The sequence below is a fragment of the Pseudomonas sp. P2S-1 genome (assembly GCF_057197725.1).
The window spans coordinates 2,740,685-2,764,248 of sequence record NZ_CM170068.1 but is presented as its reverse complement, the minus strand read 5'-3'; the positions used below and the strand labels follow the sequence as shown (position 1 = coordinate 2,764,248).

Below are 23,564 nucleotides of genomic sequence, written 5' to 3'. Positions count from 1 at the left end.
GCCAGCTCCCACAAGGTCCACGCAAAACAGGAAAAATCTGTTTCACCCTGTAAATCCGCACCGCGCTGGAGCGTTTCTCCAGGAAGGAAACTCACCTCATCCAACTTTCTTGAGGGTTGCACAGATGTCAGTCGCTATCAGGTTTGCCGAAGACCAGGACGCCGGCGAAACGCTCTATCAGTTCGACGAGTCGCCCCTGCTGGCCCGGCAAAGCCGCCAGGAATCCAACGCGCGCAGCTACCCGCGGCGGATTCCGCTGGCGCTGAAACGGGCCAAAGGCATCCATGTCGAGGACGTCGAAGGCCGGCGCTTCATCGATTGCCTGGCCGGCGCCGGAACCCTCGCCCTGGGCCATAACCACCCGGTGGTGATCGAGGCCATCCAGCAAGTGCTGGCGGACGAACTGCCGCTGCACACCCTGGACCTGACCACCCCGGTCAAGGACCAGTTCGTCCAGGACCTGTTCAGCATCCTGCCACCGGCACTGGCGGCGGACGCGAAGATCCAGTTCTGCGGCCCGACCGGCACCGACGCCGTTGAAGCCGCACTGAAACTGGTGCGTACCGCCACCGGGCGCAGCACCGTGCTGTCGTTCCAGGGCGGCTACCACGGCATGAGCCAGGGCGCCCTGAGCCTGATGGGCAGTCTCGGGCCGAAGCGTCCGCTGGGTGCGCTGCTCAGCAGCGGCGTGCAGTTCATGCCCTATCCCTACGACTACCGCTGCCCGTTCGGCCTCGGCGGCGAAGCCGGGGTCAAGGCCAACCTGGCCTATCTGCAAAACCTGCTGAACGATCCCGAAGCCGGTGTGCAACTGCCGGCGGCGGTGATCGTCGAGGTGGTGCAGGGCGAGGGCGGGGTGATCCCGGCGGACCTGGACTGGCTGCGCGGCGTGCGTGCCATCACCGAAAAGGCCGGGGTGGCGCTGATCGTCGACGAGATCCAGAGCGGCTTTGCCCGCACCGGCAAGATGTTCGCCTTCGAGCACGCCGGGATCATCCCCGATGTGGTGGTCATGTCCAAGGCCATCGGCGGCAGCCTGCCGCTGGCGGTGGTGGTCTACCGGCAGTGGCTGGACAGCTGGGCGCCGGGTGCCCACGCCGGGACCTTCCGCGGCAACCAGATGGCCATGGCGGCGGGCTCGGCGGTGATTCGCTACCTCAAGGAACACGACATCTGCAGCCACGCCGCGGCCATGGGCGAGCGCCTGGGCGGGCACCTGCGCGACCTGCAGAAGGACTACCCGCAACTGGGTGATATCCGCGGCCGCGGGTTGATGCTCGGGATCGAGCTGGTGGACCCGGAAGGCGAGCGCGATGCCCTCGGCCACGCCCCGTACTTCCCGCGCCTGGCGCCGCTGGTGCAGCGTGAATGCCTCAAGCGCGGGCTGATCCTCGAGCTGGGTGGCCGGCATGGCAGCGTGGTGCGCTTCCTGCCGCCGTTGGTGATTACTGCCGAGCAGGTCGACGATGTCTCGGCGATCTTCGGCCGGGCCTTGGCGGCGGCGGTCGCCAGCCTCTAATTTTCTGGCGTCCCCGCACGTCTATTTGCATATCTATTTTCGGAGAGCAGCAATGACTTCAGTTTTCGACCGTGACGACATCCAGTTCCAGGTAGTGGTCAACCACGAAGAGCAGTACTCCATCTGGCCGGACTACAAGGAAGTCCCGGCGGGCTGGCGCACCGTGGGCAAGAGCGGCCTGAAGAAGGACTGCCTGGCCTACATCGAAGAGGTCTGGACCGACATGCGTCCGCTGAGCCTGCGGCAGAAGATGGAAGCGCAGGCCGCGCAGTAAAGCAAAAGCCCCGGTGAAGACCGGGGCTTTTTTGTGTTTGTGTCGCGCCGCAGACCCTGTGGGAGCTGGCTTGCCAGCGATAGGCATAGGTATCTACACAACTCCCATCATGGTCTATAAAAGAACCGCATGGATTCGAAATGACCGGGCTCGATGCCCGACTGATCAAGCGGTACGACGAGTTAGTGATGGGACATACCAACGCACTGGCGGGCTTGGCCGCCGGAATGAAGGCCCTGCCGCGTAGCGACAGGGCCTTTTCGCAAACACAGGCCATGTGGCGGTTTCTGGGAAACGACCGGGTTAAACCCAGTGATCTGGTGAAACCCTTGCTGGCATTGGCTCATGAGGGATGCAGCGAGGATTGCGATGAGTACGCACTGGTCATGCATGACTGGTCGCGTATCAATTTCATGCACCACCACAGCAAGACTGATCGCCTGCAGATGACCCATAAGGGCGATGTCGGTTACGAACTGCAAAGCAGCCTGCTGGTGAGTGATCGTGATGGATCACCCATCTGCACACCCGCTCAAAACCTGTCGTTCAAGGATGGAATACTCAGCACCCGGACTGATGAACTCATTGCTCATGGCAAGCACATGGACGAGTTGGTGGACCGTGCTGCATGGCTTGAACAGCAAGGCTTTGCCAAACCTTTGGTGCATATCGTCGATCGAGAAGCAGACTCGGTGGGGCATCTGAGGCAACTGCAAGCTGGCAACCATCTTTGGCTGGTGCGAGCCAGGATGAACTCCACGGCTAAGTACCAGGATCGATCGCGCTCAGTGAAGCTCATCGCTGAAGACCTGTCCTTTAGAGCCGCTCGGGACGTCGTTTTCAAGGGAAAGCCGGCGATACAGTGGGTCGCAGAAACAGACGTAGTGCTGACCCGAAAAGCCCAACCAACTGCCAAAAGCAGGGCAGAACGATTCAAGCTCCGCCAGCCAGGAGATCCTCTTCCTGCGCGCCTGGTTGTCAGCCGGGTCATGAGCGAATCGGGAGAACTCTTAGCCACTTGGTATCTGCTGAGCAATGTGGGCGGGAAAGCCAGTGCTGAGCAGATTGCGCTTTGGTACTACTGGCGGTGGCGAATCGAGTCCTACTTCAAACTGCTCAAGGAAGGTGGGCAACAGCTGGAAAGCTGGCAGCAGGAAAGTGGTGAGGCTGTGTTCAAACGACTGCTTATCGCAAGTCAGGCCTGTGCAGTGGCTTGGCGATTGATGCGTGCCGAGGGTCAGTTTGCCGAGCAAACCCGAACATTCCTGGTGCGATTATCTGGCCGCCAGATGAAACGATCCCAGCCTGTGACTGCTTCAGCGTTATTGGCAGGGCTGTACATGCTGTTAGCCATGACAGAAACGCTGGAGCAGTACAGTCCTCAGGAGCTTGCCGCGTTTGCAAATGAAGCTGTTGGCTGGCTACCGAGGCAAAGGCGTTAGAGATGTGTAGATACCCATGCAGCGATAGGGCCCCGAAGGTCACCGCATCCTCATCTGCCCGCCTGCGATTCCAACCACTCCACCGTCCGCGGCGAAGCCTGCGCCAACGGAATCGCCGCCTGGTGCACCGCCCCGTCCCAGCCCTCCATGGTGATCCACAACTGCGCATCCACCGGCGTATTCCTGGGCACCGGCAACCCCGCCCCCAGCCGATGCGCCGAACCGAAGAAAATCACCCCCGCCGCCCGCAGGCTGCGTGGCTTGCCGATCCGCAGATAGGTCGCCTTGACCCGCCTGGCGCAGGCCTCGCACAGCTCGGCATTGAAGCTCTTCATATACCCGGACGCACCATCCAGCTCCGGCCCGCGCTCCTTCAGCTCGGCCAGCCTCAGGCTCCACGGCCCGACCTGGATATCACCGACCACCCGCTGCCCCAGCCCCCGGTCCCCACGAAACAACGCCGTCTCGGCGAAATACCGCGGCATGAAGCCCAGCGGAATCAGGATCAGCAGGATATTCAGATGAAAGCGCCACTTGCGCCAGAAACGCCCCAGGGCCGATTCGGGCCGGGCAGCGAGGTCCTTGCTCACAGGGTGTTCTCCACGGTCTTGCCGGGACGCGGCTTGCGCTCTTCCCGGGCTTCACGCTTGAGGGCGGCGGCGGTGGCGAGGGCGGTGCGCTTGGTCCAGATCAGCAACCCGCTGAGCACCATCAGGCTCAGCACCAGGCCGAAGAAGGCCCAGATCGCCTTGATCCAGAACCCGCCGAAATCCCCGGTATGCAGCGGGCGCATGGATTCGGTAAGCAGCTCCACCCCGGTACGGTCCGAGAGCAGATGGGACGCCGCGATCTCGCCGGTATAGGGATGGATATCCACCAGTTGCGGAATCAGCGGATACCAACTGCGTCCACCGACCTGCAGGGTGCCGTAGGTGTTGCTCGGCATGATGATGTTGCTGGTGTCCAGGCTGGGGATCTTCTCCCGGGCGATGGCCACGGCGCGGTCCAGGCTGATCATCGGCGGCGGTTCGCCGTCGGCGGTGAGGGGTACGCTGTTGTGGGCCATCACCAGGGTCGCCGGGGAATAGCTGGAAATGCTCACCTGGTTGTCCTCCAGCAGCGCCTGGACCAGGAACCAGGTACCGGTGATGGAGATGGTCGCGATAAACCAGATCGACCAGATGCCGCTCAACCGGTGCAGGTCGCCCCAGAAGATCCGCGCGCCGTGGCGCAGGCGCAGCACCGGGTTGAAGAAGCCTTTCCAGAAGCGCTTGTACACCACCAGCCCGGTGATCAGCGACGCTAGCAGCGGCAGGCCGAGGAAGGACACCAGGTACCAGCCCCAGGAATGACCGTTGGTCGCCGGGATCAGCCACCAGCCATGCAGGGCGCGGGTAAAGCGGCGGAAGTCGAACTGTGGGGCGAAGCCCTGGATCTCGCCGCTGTACGGGTTGACGTAGGCCATGCTGGTGCGCCCGCCGGGCAGGTTGATGGTGGCGTTGAGGGCGAAATAATCGCCGTCCGGCTGGTACAGCGCGGCGATGATCGCCTCCGGGTGCTTCTGCGCCAGATGGTCCTTGATCGCCTCGAAGCTCAGGCGCCGGGCATCGTCGGACGGCGCGGTCGCGCGCATTTCCGGGTAGGCCAGCCACATGATCTCCTTGCTCACCACCGCCAGGGTCCCGGTGACGCAAACGATCAGGACGAAGAACCAGATCGGCAGGGCCAGCCAGCTGTGCACCAGAAACCAGAGTTTCGAGCGGGACTTCTTCGACATGGGTAACGCTCTCGCTGCAAATCCGTGAAAGACATCCATTTCTTTACGAACAAGGGCAGGGCGGCTTTAAGCCAAACCGCCTCTGTAGATGCAAGCAAATGTTTCTGCCCGCCATTGCACTGCCCGGCGGGGTTAATTTTCCGCACAGGCCAAACGTTCCATCAGCAGACCAGGCGTGCCCGACCGTTGTGGACCGGGCGGCCGTACCCTTCAGGGAGAACTTTCATGAGTCATGCGTTGAGTTTGGACATCCGCCCCTTGCTCGCCGGGGCGGGCACCCTGCCCATGTTGATCGAGGCGCCGGAGCCGGGGCTGGACCTGATGGAAGCACTTGGCGAATTCAAGCCGCTGGTGGCGCAGCACCTGTACAGCGCCGGCGGAATTCTCTTCCGCGGTTTCGAGGTGGGTGGCGCCGAGCGCTTCCGTGAATTCGCCGCCGGCTTCGGCGACCCGCTGCTCAGCTACGAATTCGGCTCGACCCCGCGCAGCAACGTGACCAAGGGCGTCTACACCTCCACCGAATACCCGGCCCACCAGAGCATCCCGCTGCACAACGAACAGGCCTACACCCTGGACTGGCCGATGCGCATCTGGTTCTACAGCATGATCGCTGCCGAGACCGGTGGTGAAACGCCGATTGCCGACAGCCGCGAAATCTACCGACGCATCCCGGCGCGGATCCGCGAGCGCTTCGTCGAGAAGAAGCTGATGTACGTACGCAACTACGGCAACGGCCTGGATGTGGAATGGAGTCAGGTGTTCAACACCGAGGACGAAAGCGTGGTCGAGGCGTACTGCCGGGCGCACGCGATCCAGTGTGAATGGAAGGATGACGGCGAACTGCGCACCCGGCAGATCTGCCAGTCGGTGGCCCGGCACCCGGTGACGCAGGATATGGTCTGGTTCAACCAGGCACACCTGTTCCACGTCTCCAACCTGCCGCCGGAAGTGCGTGAGAGTTTGCTGGATGTGGTGGACGAGGAGGATCTGCCGCGCAACGTCTATTACGGCGATGGTTCGCCGATCGAGGTGGACTTGCTCGATGAGGTGCGGGGTGTGCTGGATGAATGCACCATCAAGTTCCCGTGGCTGGAGAACGACGTGATGATGCTCGACAACATGCTCGCGGCGCATGCGCGGTCGCCGTTTACCGGGAAGCGGAAGGTGGTGGTGGCGATGGCGCAGGGGTATTCGGAGCGCTGAGCAAGAAGCGAGCACGGACTGCTCTTGAGCGTGGCTTGTCGGGCCGCCGAACCGCCGCGAAGGTCCGACAAGCCACGCGTCCGAGGTATGCGGCGATCTGTCAGACCTGAACACTCAAGGTCGAAGCCGCCACCGCCACCGTCATCAACGCCTTGCTGATCTGCAGATCGAGCAGCGCATTGTTGAGCATTTCCAGGTGGTGCTCCATGGGTGGAGCCGGCAGGAGGGACACATTGGTGAGGGCCTTGCCGAGGTGGTCCAGCGCATGCTGCATGGCTTCCTCGCGGGTGAGGCCGGGTGTGGTGCAGAGTACATAAGGTGGATCAGGGACGAGCTTTTTCATGGTTTCTGTTCCTAGGTTTCAAGGATGAAAAACCACAATTCGCTGCTAAACGAAGGGTGGCGACTGTACGCGGGTTAGCAGACCGAGCCCTAGGAACCAAATACCCGGCGCACCCGAAGGTGCCCACACGTACAGCCGCCATAAAAAGGTTGGCTGGTGGTTTTTACTAGGGCTTCGGACTGCTAATCCGGTCACTGCATTAGCAACGACCGACGCAGACTAGGCACCCTTTCCACCCTACGCAACCAAAAAACAGGCCGGCGAGTATGCTTGGGAAATTGCCTACAAGAAAGTCGGAAATTGGTGAAGTTCGCAGCTGATATGCAACATCTTGTAGAGCACAGATTCATTCCTACGTGAGGCGCTTCCTCTTCCTAACGTCGCTCGGACAGATTGCCGAAATTTCCCACATAACACTGGGAATCGCCCTGCTGACCCCGCCCCCTTCTCACATCAATGATCCGCCCCCTCAACAACTACGGAGGGTTTATGGCGAGACCATTGGCATGCCTTGGCGACAAAACGACCTACGGCCAGGTCCTATCGGCTACCGCCACCTGGTACGAAGGGGACAAACCCATCGTCCAGACTGGCGATCTGGCCCGATGCGACAAGTGCGACGGAAGCTTCCCGATCGTTGGCACGGCCATCGACTGGTGCGAAGACCAACCTTATGTGGCCACTGGCGACCGCGTGGCCTGTCGCTGCCCGGACCATGTGGTCTATGGCTCCACCACCCAGATCACCAGCAGCCCGGCATCAGCCCGAACCACGGCGGCACAGGCAGCGACCCTGGCTGAAACACCGGCCGCCAATACGACAACCAGCACTACGCCCGGCGCTGCAACGACGATGCCTGCCCGGGTATTCGCCCGGTCCTGCCTTGGCACCACCAAAGACACCTGCTCTCCGGAGCCCATCTCCAACTTCGGCAGGGTCGCGGTCATCGGGCCAACCGCTCGAGAAACAGCAGCGGGAACAGCGCTGGCGGGCGTGTCGATTGGTCGGGTCGCTGGCAGCGGTCTGCTGGAAGGTCTTGGAACCTGGGCGGTCCGTGGGCTTGGCGCGGCCGCCTCGTCACTCTCCAGTGCCGCCAACCCCTTGCTGCTGGCGCTATGGCCATCCGACCTGGCCGACGGAACGCTCTACACCGAAGAACAGCTCCGGGAAATGAGCCAGGCCCTGACCCGAGTGCGTTTCCAGTTCCGCCGGGATGTGCAGGGCGTCGTGCAGATCTACGGCTTCCACACGTTCAGCCACTACGGTGGCGAAGATCGCGTCCAGGTCCAGCGAGCGCACTGGAATGCCGACAAGAGCGCGATGGTGGCTCACCTCGATGGCCTGACGATCACCTGGACGCCCAACAACGGCCCGCTGGTCACCGCGCCTACGACCTACCCCGGCGCCCGCCCGGACGTACTGGACAACATTCTCGTCCATCCCATCCCCAACGGGCGGGACAGTCAGATCACGACCTATCCGGGGCAGGATGCCGAGGACATTACCTGGCAAGACGTGATCCTGACGTTCCCGGCGGACTCAGGGGTGCCGCCGCTTTATCTGGTATTTGCCAAGCCGGCGGTGGAGGTGCTGGAGGTTGATATCTATGGTGCATTCAGTGGACGTCCTCGTAATGGGCTACATGTGGATCACATGCCCTAACAAGCAGCGGTGCGTCGTTATCTGAGATACCACATGGCGAACCTTACAACTGAACAAGTCGATCGACTGATGGGGGGCGTCGCTAGCATTGCGATACCCGCAACAACGCATCAGAAGTACAGCGAAACTTACGGCGGACGAAACACCCATGACAAACAATTTTTAGATGCCGGAGATCTGCGCGCTGCAGTGGATAGCAACTTCAATGCAATCAAGCCTAACCTTTTAGAAAGCGGTTTTTCGGAAGAAACGCTCGAAGAAAAGCTGTCTACGATGCATAAAATCAATGAAAAACAAGGGTGGTACTAAATGAACGCCGAGAAACTGATTAGCTTGGTTAAGGGGTTGGGCCGCACCTACAAAGAACTCATAGCAGAAAATCTAATCCGCAACGAGCCACTACGCCCTCTTTTCAAGGAAGGCGAGAATGAAGACTTGATTCAAAAAGTCGAGCCTGGCATGGAGTTATGGTTCTGGGAGAAAACTGAAAGATTAGAGCGAATCACTGTAACTTTGGCCTCGTATTTCGAGGGAGAGACTGTGTATGTCGGTGAGTTGCCCCTGCCTTTTACCCACAAGATGGATCAACCCAGTGTGCATGCGAGGCTAGGAGTACCTGATCGCTCACTGGGGCCAACAAAACTCCCACTGCCGATTGGAATGACTGGAGGCTGGGATGCCTACCGGCTTGATGGATCTCTACACCAGAATGCCGAGGTCGCAATTCAGTTCGGGGCAGATAAGGTTGCTGTTGGCTTGGCTTTCCGCTTGATCAATACCGGTCACGACTGAAAGGCTGGCCTGCTTCGTGAACAATCGCGAATAAATCCGCTCACCCATAGACCCACCTGTGACTTACTGACTTGCGCTGTCTGGAGCGTGGCTTGTCGGGCCGCCGAACCACGCTCCAGCCCTGTGTGGAACCAACATCTGCGCATCGGCGCGAGATGTGTAGATCCCCATGCCGCGAAGGACCGCGTCAGCGATCCAAAACTCTTACTGTTCACACCGTCGTGTGAGCGTTGCGTGGCCCTTCGCGGGCAAGCCAAGCGCCTACCTTGATCGCGTCGTCGGCGAACGCCAATCCTTGCTAAATATTTCCCTCCCAGTTCGTTCTTGTTGATACGACCAAACCACGGTCACGCCGATCAGCAAGGACCCACTGCATGAATGCCGAACAAGCCCGGACACTCGCCCGCCGTTTCGTCGAGTTGCCTGCCGCCAAGCGCAGCCTGTTCCTTGACGCGCTGCGTCGGGAAGAGGTGGACTTCGCCCAGTTTCCGATCCCGTCCTGCGCAGGGCTCGCCGAGCGCGATGGCCTGTCCCATGCCCAGCAACGCATGTGGTTCCTCTGGCAGTTCGATCCGCAGAGCGCGGCCTACAACCTGCCGGTCTCGGTGTGCCTGAACGGTCCCTTTGACCTGAGCGCCCTGGAGCGCGCGTTCAACCGTTTGATCGAGCGCCATGAAAGCCTGCGCACCACCTTCTTCCAGGAGGGCGAAGACGCCCTGCAACGGGTCGCCGAAACCGGCCAGGTGGATATCGGCCTGCGCGACCTGAGCGCGCTGCCCGAGGCACAGCAGTGGACCGCCGCCCGCGAAGAGATGGCGACCCAGGCCCTGACCCCCTTCGATCTGCAACAGGGCCCGCTGTTTCGCGTCCGCGTGCTGCGTCTGGCCGAAGAGCAACACGTCCTGCTGCTGACCCTGCACCACATCATCACCGACGGCTGGTCCATGGGCGTGCTGATCGACGAGTGCCTGGCCTGCTATGACGCGCTGGTCACCGGCCAGCCGCTGGCACTGGCGCCGCTCCCGGTCCAGTACCGCGACTACGCCCTGTGGCAGCGCGCCTGGCTGGACGCCGGCGAGCAGGCGCGGCAACTGGAATATTGGCGCGCGCACCTGGGCGATGAGCATCCCTTGCTGGAGCTGCCCACCGACCGTCCCCATCCCGTGCTGCCGAGCCAGCAGGGCAAGTGCCTGGAGATCAATCTCGATAGCGGTCTGCTGAAGAACCTGCAAAGCCTGGCCCAGCAGCAGGGCGTGACCCTGTTCGTGGTCCTGCTGGCGTCGTTCAAGGCCCTGCTGCACCGCTACAGCGGCCAGCGCGATATCCGCGTCGGCGGGCTGATCGCCAACCGCACCCGCAGCGAGACCGAAGGCTTGATCGGCTTCTTCGTCAATACCCAGGTGCTGCGTACCGAAGTGACCGGCGACACCCGCTTCGACCAGTTGCTGCAGGCCGTGCGCCAGACCGCCATCGGCGCCCAGGCCCATCAGGAGCTGTCCTTCGATGCCATCGTCGACGGCCTGGACATCCCCCGCAGCCAGAACCGCAACCCGCTGTTCCAGGTGATGTTCAACCACCGTCCGCTGGTCAATGCCATCGAGAGCCGCGAGCTCGCCTGCGGCCTGAATGTCGCCGGCCTGACCGCCGAGCAACTGGGCGAAGACCAGCGCCCGCAGGCGGCCGGCAGCGATTTGATGCTGGAAACCAGCGGCGAAGGCGAACACCTGAAGGCGCACTTCACCTACGCCACCGATCTGTTCGACGAAGCCACCGTGCAGCGCATGGCCGGGCATTGGCGCACCTTGCTGGGCGGGATCTGCGCCAGGCCGCAGGCGCGGATCGAGGCCTTGCCGTTGCTGGCACAGCAGGAGCGTGAATTCCTGACCCAAGGCTGCAACCAGAGCGCCCGCGAGTATCCGCTGGAGCGCAGCTATGTGGCGCAGTTCGAGGAGCAGGTGGCGGCGCATCCTGAGCGGATTGCGGTCAGCTATCTCCAAGAGCAACGCAGCTACAAGCAGCTCAACGAAGCTGCAAACCGCCTGGGCCATGCCCTGATCGCGGCCGGTGTCGGCTTCGACCAGCCGATCGCACTGCTGGCCGAGCGCGGCCCGGATCTGCTGGGCATGATCGTCGGCAGCTTCAAGGCCGGCGCGGGTTACCTGCCGCTGGACCCGGCATTGCCGAACCAGCGCCTGAGTGGCGTGATCGGGCAGAGCGGGGCGCCGGTGCTGGTGTGCAGCGCCGCCTGCGAAGCCCAGGCTCGCGAGCTGCTGGCCGACAATGAATCGGTGCAACTGCTGGTCTGGGAGCAGGTCCAGCAGAGTGCTGATATCACCAATCCCGGTCGCTACAGCGGCCCGGACAACCTGGCCTACGTGATCTTCACCTCGGGCTCCACCGGCCAGCCGAAAGGCGTGATGGTCGAACAGCGCGGCATGCTCAACAACCAGTTGAGCAAGGTCCCGTACCTGAACCTGAGCGAAAAGGACGTGATCGCCCAGACCGCCTCGCAGAGCTTCGACATTTCCGTCTGGCAGTTCCTCGCCGCCCCGCTGTTCGGCGCCCGTGTGGATATCGTGCCGAACGATATCGCCCGTGATCCGCAAGCGTTGCTGGCGCATGTACAAGCTCAGGGCATCAGCGTGCTGGAAAGCGTGCCGTCGCTGATCCAGGGCCTGCTCGCCGAAGAGCGCGTGAGCCTCGACGGCCTGCGCTGGATGCTGCCGACCGGCGAAGCCATGCCACCCGAACTGGCCCGCCAGTGGCTGTTGCGTTATCCACAGATCGGGCTTGTGAATGCCTACGGTCCGGCCGAATGCTCGGACGACGTAGCCTTCTTCCGCGTCGATCTGAACTCCACCGAAAGCACCTACCTGCCCATCGGCACCCCGACCGACAACAACCTGATCTACCTGCTGGACGATGCCCTGGAACTGGTCCCTATCGGCGCAGTGGGCGAGCTGTGCGTCGCCGGTACCGGCGTCGGTCGCGGCTATGTCGGCGACACCCGCCGCACCGTTCCGGTGTTCGTCCCGAACCCCTTCGGTGCCCCGGGCGAACGCCTGTACCGCACCGGCGACCTGGCCCGCCGCCGCGCCGATGGCGTACTGGAATACGTCGGCCGCGCCGACCACCAGGTCAAGATCCGCGGCTACCGCATCGAGCTGGGCGAAATCGAAACCCGCCTGCTGGAGCACCCGGGGATCCGCGAAACCGTGGTCCTCGATATCGACGGCCCACAGGGCAAGCAACTGGCCGCCTACCTGGTCAGCCGCGAAGCCGTCGATGCCGACCAGCTCAAGGCTGCGCTCAAGGCCCGGTTGCCGGACTACATGGTCCCGACCTTCTTCATCCCGCTCGACGCCATGCCCCTGACCCCCAACGGCAAGCTCGACCGCAAGGCCCTGCCGCAGCCGGATGCCAGCCAGGCCTTGGCGCGCTACGTGGCGCCGGTCAGCGAGGTGGAGCAGCAGCTCGCGGCGATCTGGAGCGAAGTCCTGAAGGTCGAGCGCGTCGGTCTCAACGACAGCTTCTTCGAGCTCGGCGGGCATTCCCTGCTGGCCGCGCAGATGGTCGCGCGGATCAAGAAACACCTCGGCGTCAGCCTGCCGCTGCGCACCCTGTTCGAGAAGCCGCTGCTGAGCGAGCTGGCCGCCGCCGTTGCCGCCCTGAACACCACGACGACCGAAGACGACTGGGACGAGATGGACCAGTTCATGGATTCACTGGAGGAAACCGAAGCATGAGCGGGACCACCACTGCACGTATTGCCAAACGCTTTGTCGGTCTGTCGCTCGATCAGCGCCGTCAGTTCCTCGCCAAATTGCGCGCGGACGGCAAGGATTTCAGCCTGCTGCCCATTGTCGAAAGCCGCCACGACTTCGCGGCGATCCCGCTGTCCTACGCCCAGCAGCGCCTGCTGTTCCTCTGGCAGCTCGACCCGACCAGCGATGCCTACAAGATGAGCACCGCCCTGCGCTTGCGCGGGCAACTGGACGAGCAGGCCCTGCAACGCGCCTTCGACCATCTGCTGCAACGCCATGAAGTGCTGCGCACGGTGTTCAGCACCGATGGCGAGCAGCCGCGCCAGGTGATCCTGCCGGCGCTGGCGCTCGACCTGCAACGCGTCGAAGTCAAGGACGACGCCGAACTGGCGCGCCTGGCTGGCGAGTTCATCGCCCGGCCGTTCGACCTGCTCAAGGGCCCGCTGCTGCGCGCCAGCCTCTACCGCCTCGGCGACGAGGAGCATGTGCTGGTGGTGTGCATGCACCATATCGTCTCCGATGGCTGGTCCATGGAAGTGATGGTCAAGGAGTTTGCCCAGAGCTATCAGGCCTGTGTTCAAGGCCGTGAGCCGGAGCTGCCAGCGCTGGCCCTGCAATACGCCGACTACGCCATCTGGCAGCGCCAGTGGCTGGAAGCCGGGGAGGGCGAGCGTCAGCTTGACTACTGGCGCCGCCAGTTGGGCGACGAGCAACCGCTGCTGGAAGCGGCCCAGGACTTCCCGCGCCCGCCGGCCCAGAGTTTCCGGGGCGAGCACCTGAAATTCGATTTCGGCGGCGAGCTGTCGCAACGCCTGAACGCCTTCGCCCGCAGCCAGGGCATGAGCCTGTTCATGCTGGTGCTGGCCGGTTTCTCGCTGTTCCTCTCGCGCCAGTCCGGGCAGCGCGATATCCGCATCGGCGTGCCCAACGCCAACCGCGGCCGCAGCGAGACCGAGGGGCTGATCGGCTTCTTCATCAATACCCAGGTGCTGCGCTGCCAATTGGACGAGCGCCTCAGCTACCTCGACCTGCTGGCGCAGATCCGCGAGACCTCGTTCGAGGCCCAGGCCCATCAGGACGTGCCTTTCGAGCAACTGGTGGACCAGTTGGCGCCGGAGCGCAGCCTCGGGCATAACCCGCTGTTCCAGGCCAAATTCAACCAGAACGTGGTGCTCAAGCAGGAACTGTCGCTGAAGCTGCCGGGGCTGGAAGTCAGCGAGTACCCGATGCACCGCGAAGGCGCGCACTTCGACCTGGCCCTGGATATCACCGACGACGGCCAACTGATCCATGGCGATCTCGCCTATGCCAGCGACCTCTACCAGCGCGCCACCGTCGAGGCCTTTATCCCGCAACTGCTGGGTCTGTTCGAAGCCCTGCTGGCCGAACCACAGGCGCCACTTTTCCATCTGGCAGCCCTGCCGCAGGCCGAACCGGCCCCGGCACCGAGTACTGCGCCGTCGGTCCTGAGCCAGTGGCAAGCCAATGTCGCCCTGCAGCCTGAAGCCATCGCCGCCCGCTGCCTGAACGACAGCCTGACCTTCCGCGAACTGGACGAAGCGGCCAATCGCCTGGCCCACCACCTGTTGCAACAGGGTGTCATCCAGGGCCAGCCGGTGGCGGTGCTGATGGAGCGCTCGCTACCGTGGCTGACCGCCTTGCTGGCGATCTTCAAGGCCGGCGCGGTGTATATGCCGCTCGATGTGAAAGCCCCGGATGAACGCTTGCAACAGATGCTGGAACGGGCGGGCGTCACCGCCGTACTCCGGGCTGAAGGCGACAAGCGCCTTGATGTGCCCGTCGATATCGCCTGGCAGCCCGCGCTCTGGCAGCAACAACCGGCCACTGCGCCCGCCATCGCGCTGCACGAGCAATCCCCGGCCTACGTGATCCACACCTCCGGCTCCACCGGCCAGCCCAAGGGTGTACTGGTCAGCCACGGCGCCCTGGCCAGCTATGTGCGTGGCCTGCTGGAACGCCTGCAACCGGCGCCGGGGGCGAGCATGGCCCTGGCTTCGACCATCGCCGCCGACCTCGGCCATACCGTGCTGTTCGGCGCGCTGTGTGCCGGTCGCACCCTGCATGTGCTGCCCGAGGCCCTGGGCTTCGACCCGGATGCCTTCGCCGACTACATGGCCACCCACCAGGTGGGCGTGCTGAAGATCGTTCCCGGCCATCTTGCCGCACTGCTCCAGGCCGCGCGGCCGGCGGACGTGCTGCCCCGGCATTTGCTGATCGTCGGCGGCGAAGCCTGCCCGGCCGGCCTGGTGCAGCGGGTGCGCGAGCTGCGGCCGCAGTGCCGCGTCGTCAACCACTATGGCCCGAGCGAAACCACGGTCGGCGTGCTGACCCATGAAGTCACTGGCGACGTGCCGCAGGTGGTGCCGGTGGGTGTAGCGCTGCCCGGCGCCGTAGTGCGGGTGCTGGACGATGTCTTCAATGCGGTGGCCGAGCGCGTGCCGGGCGAGCTGTATATCGGTGGCGACAGCCTGGCCGATGGGTATCTCGGCCAGCCGGCACTGACCGCCGAGCGCTTCGTCCCGGACCCGCATGGCCCCGCAGGCGCCCGCCTGTACCGCAGCGGCGACCGCGTGCGCCGCAACCGCGCAGGCCAACTGGAATTCATCGGCCGCGCCGACGACCAGGTGAAGATCCGCGGCTACCGCGTCGAGCCGGCGGAAGTTGCCCGCGTCCTGCAGGGCCTGGTGCACCATGCCGTGGTCCTCGCCGTGGCGCAGGACGACGATGCCAGCCGCCTGCAACTGCTGGCCTGGGTCGTGGCCGAGGGCGTGACCGGCGAAGCCCTGCGCCAGCAACTGGCGCAGGTGCTGCCTGAGTACATGGTGCCGGCGCAGATCGTCCTGCTGGAGCAACTGCCGCTGACCGCCAACGGCAAGCTGGACAAGCGCGCCCTGCCCAAACCGGGCGCGGTGCAGCAGCGTTATGTCGCCCCGCAGGGCGAGATCGAGGAAAAACTCGCGGCGATCTGGCGCGAAGTGCTCAAGCTGGAGCAGGTCGGGACCACCGACAACTTCTTCGAGCTGGGCGGCGACTCGATCCTCAGCCTGCAGATCATCGCCCGGGCCAAGCGCCAGGGGATCAAGCTCAATCCCAAGCAGCTGTTCGAAAAGCAGACCATCGGCCAACTGGCTACGGTCGCCAAGCTGATCGAGAAGAAGGCCGCCGCGCCGCTGGTCGAGCAGGTCAGTGGCAACCTGCCGCTGCTGCCGATCCAGGCGCGCTTCTTCGAAACCGATATCCCGCAGCGCCAGCACTGGAACCAGTCGGTGCTGCTCAAACCGATCCGCAAGCTGGACAGCGCCGATCTGCAGAAGGCTCTTCACGCCCTGCTGGAACAGCACGATGCCCTGCGCCTGAACTTCGCCCGGCAGTACGCGGGCTGGCAGGCGGTGTTCGCGCCGCTGAACAGTGCCGAGGTGCTGTGGACCCGCGAACTGGCGAACCTGGAAGCATTGCAAGATCTGGCCGACGAAGCCCAGCGCAGCCTCGACCTGAAGAACGGCCCGCTGCTGCGCGCCGTGCTGGCGGACCTGCCCGGGGGCGAGCAGCGCTTGCTGCTGGTGATCCACCACCTGGTGGTGGATGGCGTGTCCTGGCGCGTGCTGCTGGAGGACCTGCAACAGGCCCTGGCCGGCGCGGCCCTGCTGGCCAAGACCACTTCGTACAAGGCCTGGGCGGAGAAGCTGCATGCCTGGGCCAACAGCCCGGCGCTGGAAGCCGAGCGTGACTACTGGCACGGCGTGCTCGACGGCGCAGCCGACACGCTGCCGCAGGACAACCCACAAGGCAGCCTGCGCATCGACAGCGCCGCCCATGCCACCTCGAGCCTCGACGCCGAGCTGACCACGCAACTGCTCAAGGTCGCCCCGGCGGCCTACCGCACCCAGGTCAACGACCTGCTGCTGACCGCCCTGGCCCAGGTGCTGTGCCAGTGGAGCGGGCAGCCGTCGGCACTGGTGCAACTGGAAGGCCATGGCCGCGAGGACCTGTTCGACGACATCGACCTGAGCCGCACCGTCGGCTGGTTCAGCAGCCTGTTCCCGGTGCGCCTGACCCCGGCCGCCGAGGCGGGTGCTTCGATCTGTGCGATCAAGGAACAACTGCGCGGCGTGCCGGCCAAGGGCATCGGCTTCGGTGTGCTGCGCTATCTCGGTGACGGCGATTTCGCCCACCAGCTGGCGGCCTTGCCGCAGCCACGGGTGACCTTCAACTACCTGGGCCAGTTCGACGGCAGCTTCGACCAGGAGCAGGGCGCTTTCGCCCTGGCCGCCGAGGGCAGTGGCCAGCCGCTGTGCCCGCAAGGTCCGCTGGGCAACTGGCTGAGCATCAATGGCCAGGTCTTCGAGGGCCAGTTGCGTCTGGAATGGGCCTACAGCCGCGAGATGTTCCGCGCGGAAACCATCGAGGCACTGGCCCGTGCCTATGAACAGGCGCTGGTCGGGCTGATCCGCCATTGCCAGGGCGCAGACCAGGGCGTGACGCCATCGGACTTCCCGCTGTCTGGCCTGAGCCAGGAACAACTGGATCGCCTGCCGCAGGCCGTCGCCACCATTGAGGACATCTACCCGCTGGCACCGATGCAGCAGGGCATGCTGTTCCACAGCCTGTTCGCGAAAGAGGCCGGCAACTACATCAACCAGCTGCGGGTCAGCGTCAGCGGGCTGGAAGCGGCCCGCCTGCACCAGGCCTGGCAGGCACTGCTGGATAACCATCCGGTCTTGCGCAGTGGCTTCGTCAGCGATGCGACCCAGCCCGTGCAGGTGGTGCAGCGCCGGGTCGGACTGCCGTTCGTGGAGATCGATGCCCGCGAACGCGCCGACCTCGACGCCTGGCTCGACGACTGGGCGCGGATCGAGCGCGACAAGGGCTTCGAGCTGAGCCAGGGCCCGCTGCTGCGGGTGGCGCTGATCCGTACCGCTGACGACCGGCATGAGCTGATCTACACCAGCCACCACATCCTCATGGACGGCTGGAGCAGTTCGCGCATGCTCGGCGAAGTCCTGCAGCGCTATGCCGGGCAGGTGCCGGCACGCCAGGGCAGCCAGTACCGCGACTATATCCACTGGCTGCAAGGCCAGGACGCAGCCGCTGGCCAGCGCTTCTGGCTGGAGCAGTTGGCCGCATTCGACGAGCCGACCCGGCTGGCCCAGGCCCTCAAAGGCGCAGCGCACGGCCAAGGTTATGGCGAATACCTGCAGGACCTGGACGCGGAGCTGACCCGTCGCCTGGCGGAATTCGCCCGGGAGCAACGGGTTACCCTCAACACCCTGGTGCAGTCTGCCTGGCTATTGCTGCTGCAACGCTATACCGGGCAGTCCAGCGTGACCTTCGGCGCCACCGTGGCCGGGCGCCCGACCGAGCTGGCGGGTATCGAGGAACAGCTTGGCCTGTTCATCAACACCTTGCCGGTTGTCGCGAGCCCGCGCTCCGAACAGTCCGTGGCCGGGTTCGTGCAGCAAGTGCAAGTACAGAACATCGCCCTGCGCGAGTTCGAGCACACGCCGCTGTACGAAGTGCAGCGCTGGGCCGGCTGGAGCGGCGAGGCGCTGTTCGATTCGATTCTGGTGTTCGAGAACTATCCGGTGTCCGAGGCGCTGCAACAGGCGGCGCCGGAGGGGTTGCGCTTCGGGGATGTACGTACCCAGGAGCAGACCCACTATCCGCTGACCCTGGTGGTCAATACCGGCGAGCGCCTGTCGCTGCGCATCAGCCATGACCGCCGTGCGTTCGGCGGGCAGGCGGTCGAGCAACTGGCGGCGCATTTCAATCATCTGCTGGCGGAACTGATCGTCGATCCCGCGCGGGCGCTGGGTGAGCTGGTGTTGCCAGCGGCCACCAGCCAGGACGTGGCGGTGTATCCGAGCGAGCACTGCATCCACCAGCGCATCGAAGCCCAGGCGGCGCGGGTGCCGGAAGCGGTCGCCGTGAGCTTCGGCCGTGAACAGCTGACTTATGCACAGCTCAACCGCCGGGCTAACCAGCTGGCGCACAAGCTGCGCGAGCAGGGCGTGGGGTCGGATGTGCTGGTGGGGCTGTCCGTCGAGCGCAGCCTGGAAATGCTGGTGGGCATCCTCGGCATTCTCAAGGCCGGTGGTGCCTACGTGCCGCTGGACCCGGATTATCCACAGGACCGTCTCGACTACCTGCAGCAAGACAGCGGCATCAAGCTGCTGCTGACCAAGGCGGATCTGCTGGGCTCGTTCGAGGGTTATAGCGACGAGAACCCGGTCAACCTGACCTCGCCGGACAACCTGGCCTATGTGATCTACACCTCGGGTTCCACCGGCAAGCCGAAGGGCGCGCTGCTGCCGCACCACAACGTGCTGCGCCTGTTCAAGGCCACGGACGCGTGGTTCGGCTTCGACGACCAGGACGTCTGGACCCTGTTCCACTCCTATGCCTTCGACTTCTCTGTCTGGGAGATCTTCGGCGCGCTGATGTACGGCGGCCGCCTGGTCGTAGTGCCGCGTGAAGTGACGCGCTCGCCGGAAGACTTCAACCAGTTGCTGGTGGATGAAAAGGTCACCGTACTGAACCAGACGCCATCGGCATTCAAGCAACTGTCCCGGGTTGCCAGTGAAGCACTCAGCCTGCGCTATGTGGTGTTCGGCGGTGAAGCCCTGGACGTCGGCAGCCTGCAACCGTGGTTCGAGCGCTTCGGCGACGAGAAACCGCGCTTGATCAACATGTACGGCATCACCGAAACCACGGTGCACGTGACCTATCGCCCGATCACCAAGGCTGACCTGGTACAGGCCGAGGTCAGCCCGATCGGTGCAGCGATCCCGGACCTGTCGATGGTCGTGCTGGATACCGATTTCAACCCGGTCGCGACTGGCGTCTGCGGCGAGCTGCATGTCGGCCACGCCGGCCTGGCTCGCGGCTACCACAACCGCGCCGCCCTGACCGCCGAACGCTTCGTGCCGAACCCGTTCGCCACCGATGGCAGCCGCCTGTACCGCACCGGCGACCTTGCCCGTTTCCGCGAAGAGGGCGTGATCGAATACGCCGGCCGTATCGACCATCAGGTGAAGATCCGTGGCTTCCGTATCGAACTGGGCGAGATCGAGGCGCGCCTGCAAGAGCACGAAGGTGTTCGTGAAGTGGTCGTGCTGGCAGTCGATGGCCCGGCGGGTCAGCAACTGGCGGCTTACCTGATCCCGGCCAACCCGGACCAGGCCGATCTGCGCGAGGCCCTGAAAACCCATCTGAAAGCCAACCTGCCGGACTACATGGTCCCGGCCCACCTGATTCTGCTGGATGCCTTCCCGCTGACCGCCAACGGCAAGCTGGACCGCAAGGCCCTGCCCAAGCCGGACGCGGCCAACCTGCAAGGCGTCCATATCGCCCCGGTCAGCGAACGTGAGCACCAGCTTGCAAGTATCTGGGCCGACGTCCTGCAGGTAGACAAGGTCGGCCTGAGCGACAACTTCTTCGAGCTGGGCGGCCACTCCCTGCTGGCGACCCAGGTCATTTCCCGCATCCGCCAGCAACTGAACCTGGAACTGACCCTGCGCAACCTCTTCGAAGCCGCCGACCTGGCCGCCTTCGCCGCGCTGGCCGGGCAGGGCGAGGGCAGCCGTGCCCCGGCCTTCGTGCGGGCCGACCGCAGCCAGCCGCTGGAACTGTCCTACGCCCAGCAGCGCCAGTGGTTCCTCTGGCAGCTCGAGCCTGAAAGCGCCGCCTACAACATCCCGGTGGCCCTGCGCCTGGACGGCGCGCTGGATATCGAAGCCCTGGAGTCCAGCTTCGCCGCCCTGATCGCCCGCCATGAAACCCTGCGCACGACGTTCCGCCAGGACGGCGAGCGCGGCGTGCAGGTGATCCACCCGGCCACGCCGTTCGTGCTGGCGCTGGAGTCTCTGGCAGCCGGCGAAGTCCTTGAAGCCTGCATCGCCGCCGAGGTCCGTCGGCCGTTCGATCTGCAACAGGGCCCGTTGCTGCGGGTCAAGCTGCTGCATCTCGCCGAAAACCGGCACGTGCTGGTGCTGACCCTGCATCACGCCGTGTCCGATGGCTGGTCGATGCCGATCATGGTCGACGAGCTGGTGCGCCTGTACGCAGGCTTCAGCCAGGGCCAGGACATCGCCCTCGATGCCTTGCCATTCCAGTACGCCGACTACGCCCTGTGGCAGCGCCAGTGGATGGAAGCCGGCGAGCAGGCGCGCCAGCTCGCCTACTGGACCGCGCAACTGGGCGGCGAACAGCCGGTCCTGGAACTGCCCACCGACCGTCCGCGCCCGGCGATCCAGCAACTGGCCGGCGCCCGCCGGGCCATCGCCCTCGATACGCAACTGGTGGACCGCCTCAAGTCCGTGGCCCGGGAGCAGGGCGTGACCCTGTTCATGCTCCTGCTGGCCTCGTTCCAGACCCTGCTGCAGCGCCATAGCGGGCAGACGGATATCCGCGTCGGCGTGCCGATCGCCAACCGCACCCGGGCCGAGACCGAGAAGCTGATCGGCTTCTTCGTCAACACCCAGGTGCTCAAGGCCGAGTTCAGCGCCGACGGCACCTTCAGCCAGCTGTTGCAGCAGGTCAAACAGACTGCCCTGCAAGCCCAGGCCCATCAGGAACTGCCGTTCGAGCAACTGGTGGAAGCCTTGCAACCGCAGCGCAGCCTGAGCCACAGCCCGCTGTTCCAGGTGATGTTCAACCACCAGGCCGAAGCCCGGGGTGTGGCGCGGCAACTGCCGGACCTGAGCGTCGAGGTGCTGGGCGCCGACAGCCAGTCGGCGCAGTTCGACCTGACCCTGAACACCGTCGAGCATGCCGCCGGCCTTGAGGCGGAACTGAGCTACGCCACGGCGCTGTTCGATGTCGCCACCATCGAGCGCCTGGCCCGGCACTGGCGCACCCTGCTGCAAGGCATCTGTACCGACGCCAACCAGCGCATCGCCGAGCTGCCATTACTGGATGCCGAAGAGCGCCAGCAGATGCTCGTGGACTGGAACCAGAGCCAGCTCGACTATCCCCGCGAGCACACCCTGCCGACGCTGTTCGAAGCGCAGGTGCGGGCGACGCCGGAGGCCGTGGCGCTGGTCAGTGGCGAAGCGTCCCTGAGCTACGCGCAACTCAACGCCTATGCCAACCAGTTGGCGCACAAGCTGCGTGAACTGGGCGTCGGCCCGGATGTGCTGGTGGGCGTGGCCCTGGAGCGCGGGCCGGAGATGGTCGTCAGCCTGTTGGCGATCCTCAAGGCCGGCGGCGCCTATGTGCCGCTGGACCCGGATTTCCCCCGCGACCGCCTGGCCTACATGATGGAGGACAGCGGCCTGCAACTGCTGCTGAGCCAGACCTCGCAGCTGGAGCAACTGACCATCCCGCAGGGCGTTCAGACCCTCTGCGTGGATCAGAGCGGCGACTGGCTGGCGGGTTACGCCAGCGACGACCTGCCCGCCACGGCCAGCCCGGGCAACCTGGCCTATGCCATCTACACCTCCGGCTCCACCGGCCTGCCCAAGGGCGTGACCATTCATCATCAGGCGCTGGTCAACTTCCTTTTCAGCATGGCCGACCAGCCCGGGCTGAAGGCTCAAGACCGGGTGCTGTCGCTGACCTCGCTGTCCTTCGATATCGCCGGTCTGGAGCTGTACCTGCCGCTGATTCGCGGCGCGTCGGTGGTGCTGCTTGCGCCGCAGCAGAACAAGGACCCGCAGGCCCTGTTGCAGGTAATCGCCGAACAGCAGGCCAGCGTGATCCAGGCCACGCCGTCGAGCTGGCGGATGATCCTCGATGCGGCGCCAGTCGGCGCGCTGAAGGGCAAGACCATTCTCTGCGGTGGCGAAGCCCTGGGCGCCGAACTGGCCCAGCGCCTGATCGACCAGGCCGGCCATGTGTGGAACGTCTACGGCCCGACCGAAACCACCATCTGGTCGGCCCGGCATTACCTCACCCGTGCCGACGATGTCTGGCTGGGCAAGCCGCTGGCCAACACCACCCTGCACATCGTCAGCGACGACCTCGACGTGCTGCCGGTTGGCGCCCGGGGCGAACTGCTGATCGGCGGCGACGGCCTGGCCCGTGGTTACCATCAGCGTCCGGCGCTGACCGCCGAGCGCTTCGTGCCGGATCCGTTCTCCACCACGGGCGGGCGCCTGTACCGCACCGGCGACGTGGCCCGCTACCACGCCGACGGGCTGATCGAGTACGTCGGGCGCCTCGACCACCAGGTGAAGATCCGCGGCTTCCGTATCGAGCTGGGCGAGATCGAGGCGCGCCTGCTGGAGCACCCGGCGGTCCACGAAGCCGTGGTCATCGATATCGATCACCAGCTGGCGGCCTACCTGATCGCGGAGCAGGACACCGCGGAACTGCGCAGCGCCCTCAAGGCCCACCTGAAAGCCGGCCTGCCGGACTACATGGTCCCCAGCCATTTCACCTGGCTGGAAACGATGCCCTTGACCCCCAACGGCAAGCTCGACCGCAAGGCCCTGCCAGCCCCGGACGCCAGCCTGGCGCAACGCGCCTACGTGGCCCCGGTCAGTGAGCAGGAACAGCAGATCGCGGCGATCTGGGCCGAGGTGCTCAAGGTCGGCCGCGTGGGCCTTGCCGACGACTTCTTCGAACTGGGCGGGCATTCGCTGCTCGCCGCCCAGCTCGTTTCCCGCCTTCAATCCGGCCTCGGTATCGACGTACCGCTGCGCCTTATCTTCGAGAAACCGCAATTGAACGACTTTATCCAGGCAATTGCCGACAGCGGCCTGTCGCTGACCGAGGACGGCCTGTCCGATATCGAAAAACTGATGAATGAAATGGCAGGAGCCTGAG

The 23,564-nt window shown here is 64.4% G+C and carries 12 protein-coding genes; 9 read left to right on the top strand and 3 right to left on the bottom strand.

What is annotated here, in order from left to right; genetic code table 11:
- Positions 1-124 precede the first annotated feature (124 nt).
- From AC2CQI_RS12055 to AC2CQI_RS12045, 3 genes are all read left to right on the top strand, one after another.
- Entirely contained in the window at positions 125-1,519 is a 1,395-nt protein-coding gene (locus AC2CQI_RS12055) for a diaminobutyrate--2-oxoglutarate transaminase (RefSeq protein ID WP_484580292.1), read from the top strand.
- A 52-nt stretch (positions 1,520-1,571) separates the two neighbouring features.
- Positions 1,572-1,793, top strand: a complete 222-nt coding sequence (locus tag AC2CQI_RS12050; RefSeq protein WP_075803932.1) for an MbtH family protein — start codon at positions 1,572-1,574, stop codon at positions 1,791-1,793.
- Positions 1,794-1,933: 140 nt separating this feature from the next.
- Positions 1,934-3,235, top strand: a complete 1,302-nt coding sequence (locus tag AC2CQI_RS12045; RefSeq protein WP_484578524.1) for a transposase — start codon at positions 1,934-1,936, stop codon at positions 3,233-3,235.
- 50 nt (positions 3,236-3,285) lie between these two features.
- Here the strand turns inward: AC2CQI_RS12045 and AC2CQI_RS12040 are convergent, their stop codons facing one another.
- The gene (locus tag AC2CQI_RS12040) at positions 3,286-3,825 is read right to left on the bottom strand and encodes a thiamine pyrophosphate-binding protein (protein WP_484580291.1); all 540 of its coding nucleotides are present in this window, start codon (positions 3,823-3,825) and stop codon (positions 3,286-3,288) included.
- Positions 3,822-5,012, bottom strand: coding sequence for a PepSY-associated TM helix domain-containing protein (locus tag AC2CQI_RS12035; protein WP_484580290.1), 1,191 nt, complete (start codon positions 5,010-5,012; stop codon positions 3,822-3,824). The genes AC2CQI_RS12040 and AC2CQI_RS12035 overlap by 4 nt, the downstream gene beginning before the upstream one ends.
- 225 nt (positions 5,013-5,237) lie before the next feature.
- Between AC2CQI_RS12035 and AC2CQI_RS12030 the strand changes: the two genes are divergently transcribed.
- Complete coding sequence (locus tag AC2CQI_RS12030) at positions 5,238-6,215, top strand: TauD/TfdA family dioxygenase (RefSeq protein ID WP_484580289.1); 978 nt, start codon at positions 5,238-5,240, stop codon at positions 6,213-6,215.
- Between the two features lie 100 nt (positions 6,216-6,315).
- On the opposite strand, the gene AC2CQI_RS12025 is transcribed toward AC2CQI_RS12030, so the two are convergent.
- A complete protein-coding gene (locus AC2CQI_RS12025; RefSeq protein WP_075803936.1) occupies positions 6,316-6,558 on the bottom strand; it encodes a hypothetical protein in 243 nt (80 codons plus the stop codon).
- 489 nt (positions 6,559-7,047) lie between these two features.
- Here AC2CQI_RS12025 and AC2CQI_RS12020 point away from each other — a divergent pair, with 489 nt between their 5' ends.
- The 5 genes from AC2CQI_RS12020 (at position 7,048) to AC2CQI_RS12000 (ending at position 23,563) form a co-directional block, all read left to right on the top strand.
- On the top strand, positions 7,048-8,220 hold the full coding sequence (locus tag AC2CQI_RS12020; RefSeq protein WP_484580288.1) for an S-type pyocin domain-containing protein: 1,173 nt from the start codon (positions 7,048-7,050) through the stop codon (positions 8,218-8,220).
- A gap of 33 nt (positions 8,221-8,253) precedes the next feature.
- Entirely contained in the window at positions 8,254-8,529 is a 276-nt protein-coding gene (locus AC2CQI_RS12015; protein WP_484580287.1) for a hypothetical protein, read from the top strand.
- Complete coding sequence (locus tag AC2CQI_RS12010) at positions 8,530-9,012, top strand: DUF6392 family protein (RefSeq protein WP_484580286.1); 483 nt, start codon at positions 8,530-8,532, stop codon at positions 9,010-9,012.
- A 374-nt stretch (positions 9,013-9,386) separates the two neighbouring features.
- Positions 9,387-12,758 carry an amino acid adenylation domain-containing protein gene (locus tag AC2CQI_RS12005; RefSeq protein WP_484580285.1) on the top strand — a complete coding sequence of 1,124 codons (3,372 nt, stop codon included), beginning with the start codon at positions 9,387-9,389 and terminating at the stop codon, positions 12,756-12,758.
- Positions 12,755-23,563, top strand: a complete 10,809-nt coding sequence (locus AC2CQI_RS12000) for an amino acid adenylation domain-containing protein (RefSeq protein WP_484580284.1) — start codon at positions 12,755-12,757, stop codon at positions 23,561-23,563. Before AC2CQI_RS12005 ends, AC2CQI_RS12000 begins: the two co-directional genes overlap by 4 nt.
- Position 23,564: the final 1 nt, after the last annotated feature.

Excerpts from the sequence above, each read along its gene's own strand:
- AC2CQI_RS12045 (WP_484578524.1), top strand. The coding sequence starts at position 1,934 with ATGACCGGGCTCGATGCCCGACTGATCAAGCGGTACGACGAGTTAGTG.
- AC2CQI_RS12050 (WP_075803932.1), top strand. The coding sequence starts at position 1,572 with ATGACTTCAGTTTTCGACCGTGACGACATCCAGTTCCAGGTAGTGGTC.
- AC2CQI_RS12025 (WP_075803936.1), bottom strand. The coding sequence starts at position 6,558 with ATGAAAAAGCTCGTCCCTGATCCACCTTATGTACTCTGCACCACACCC.
- AC2CQI_RS12005 (WP_484580285.1), top strand. The coding sequence starts at position 9,387 with ATGAATGCCGAACAAGCCCGGACACTCGCCCGCCGTTTCGTCGAGTTG.
- AC2CQI_RS12035 (WP_484580290.1), bottom strand. The coding sequence starts at position 5,012 with ATGTCGAAGAAGTCCCGCTCGAAACTCTGGTTTCTGGTGCACAGCTGG.
- AC2CQI_RS12030 (WP_484580289.1), top strand. The coding sequence starts at position 5,238 with ATGAGTCATGCGTTGAGTTTGGACATCCGCCCCTTGCTCGCCGGGGCG.
- AC2CQI_RS12015 (WP_484580287.1), top strand. The coding sequence starts at position 8,254 with ATGGCGAACCTTACAACTGAACAAGTCGATCGACTGATGGGGGGCGTC.
- AC2CQI_RS12020 (WP_484580288.1), top strand. The coding sequence starts at position 7,048 with ATGGCGAGACCATTGGCATGCCTTGGCGACAAAACGACCTACGGCCAG.
- AC2CQI_RS12000 (WP_484580284.1), top strand. The coding sequence starts at position 12,755 with ATGAGCGGGACCACCACTGCACGTATTGCCAAACGCTTTGTCGGTCTG.
- AC2CQI_RS12010 (WP_484580286.1), top strand. The coding sequence starts at position 8,530 with ATGAACGCCGAGAAACTGATTAGCTTGGTTAAGGGGTTGGGCCGCACC.
- AC2CQI_RS12055 (WP_484580292.1), top strand. The coding sequence starts at position 125 with ATGTCAGTCGCTATCAGGTTTGCCGAAGACCAGGACGCCGGCGAAACG.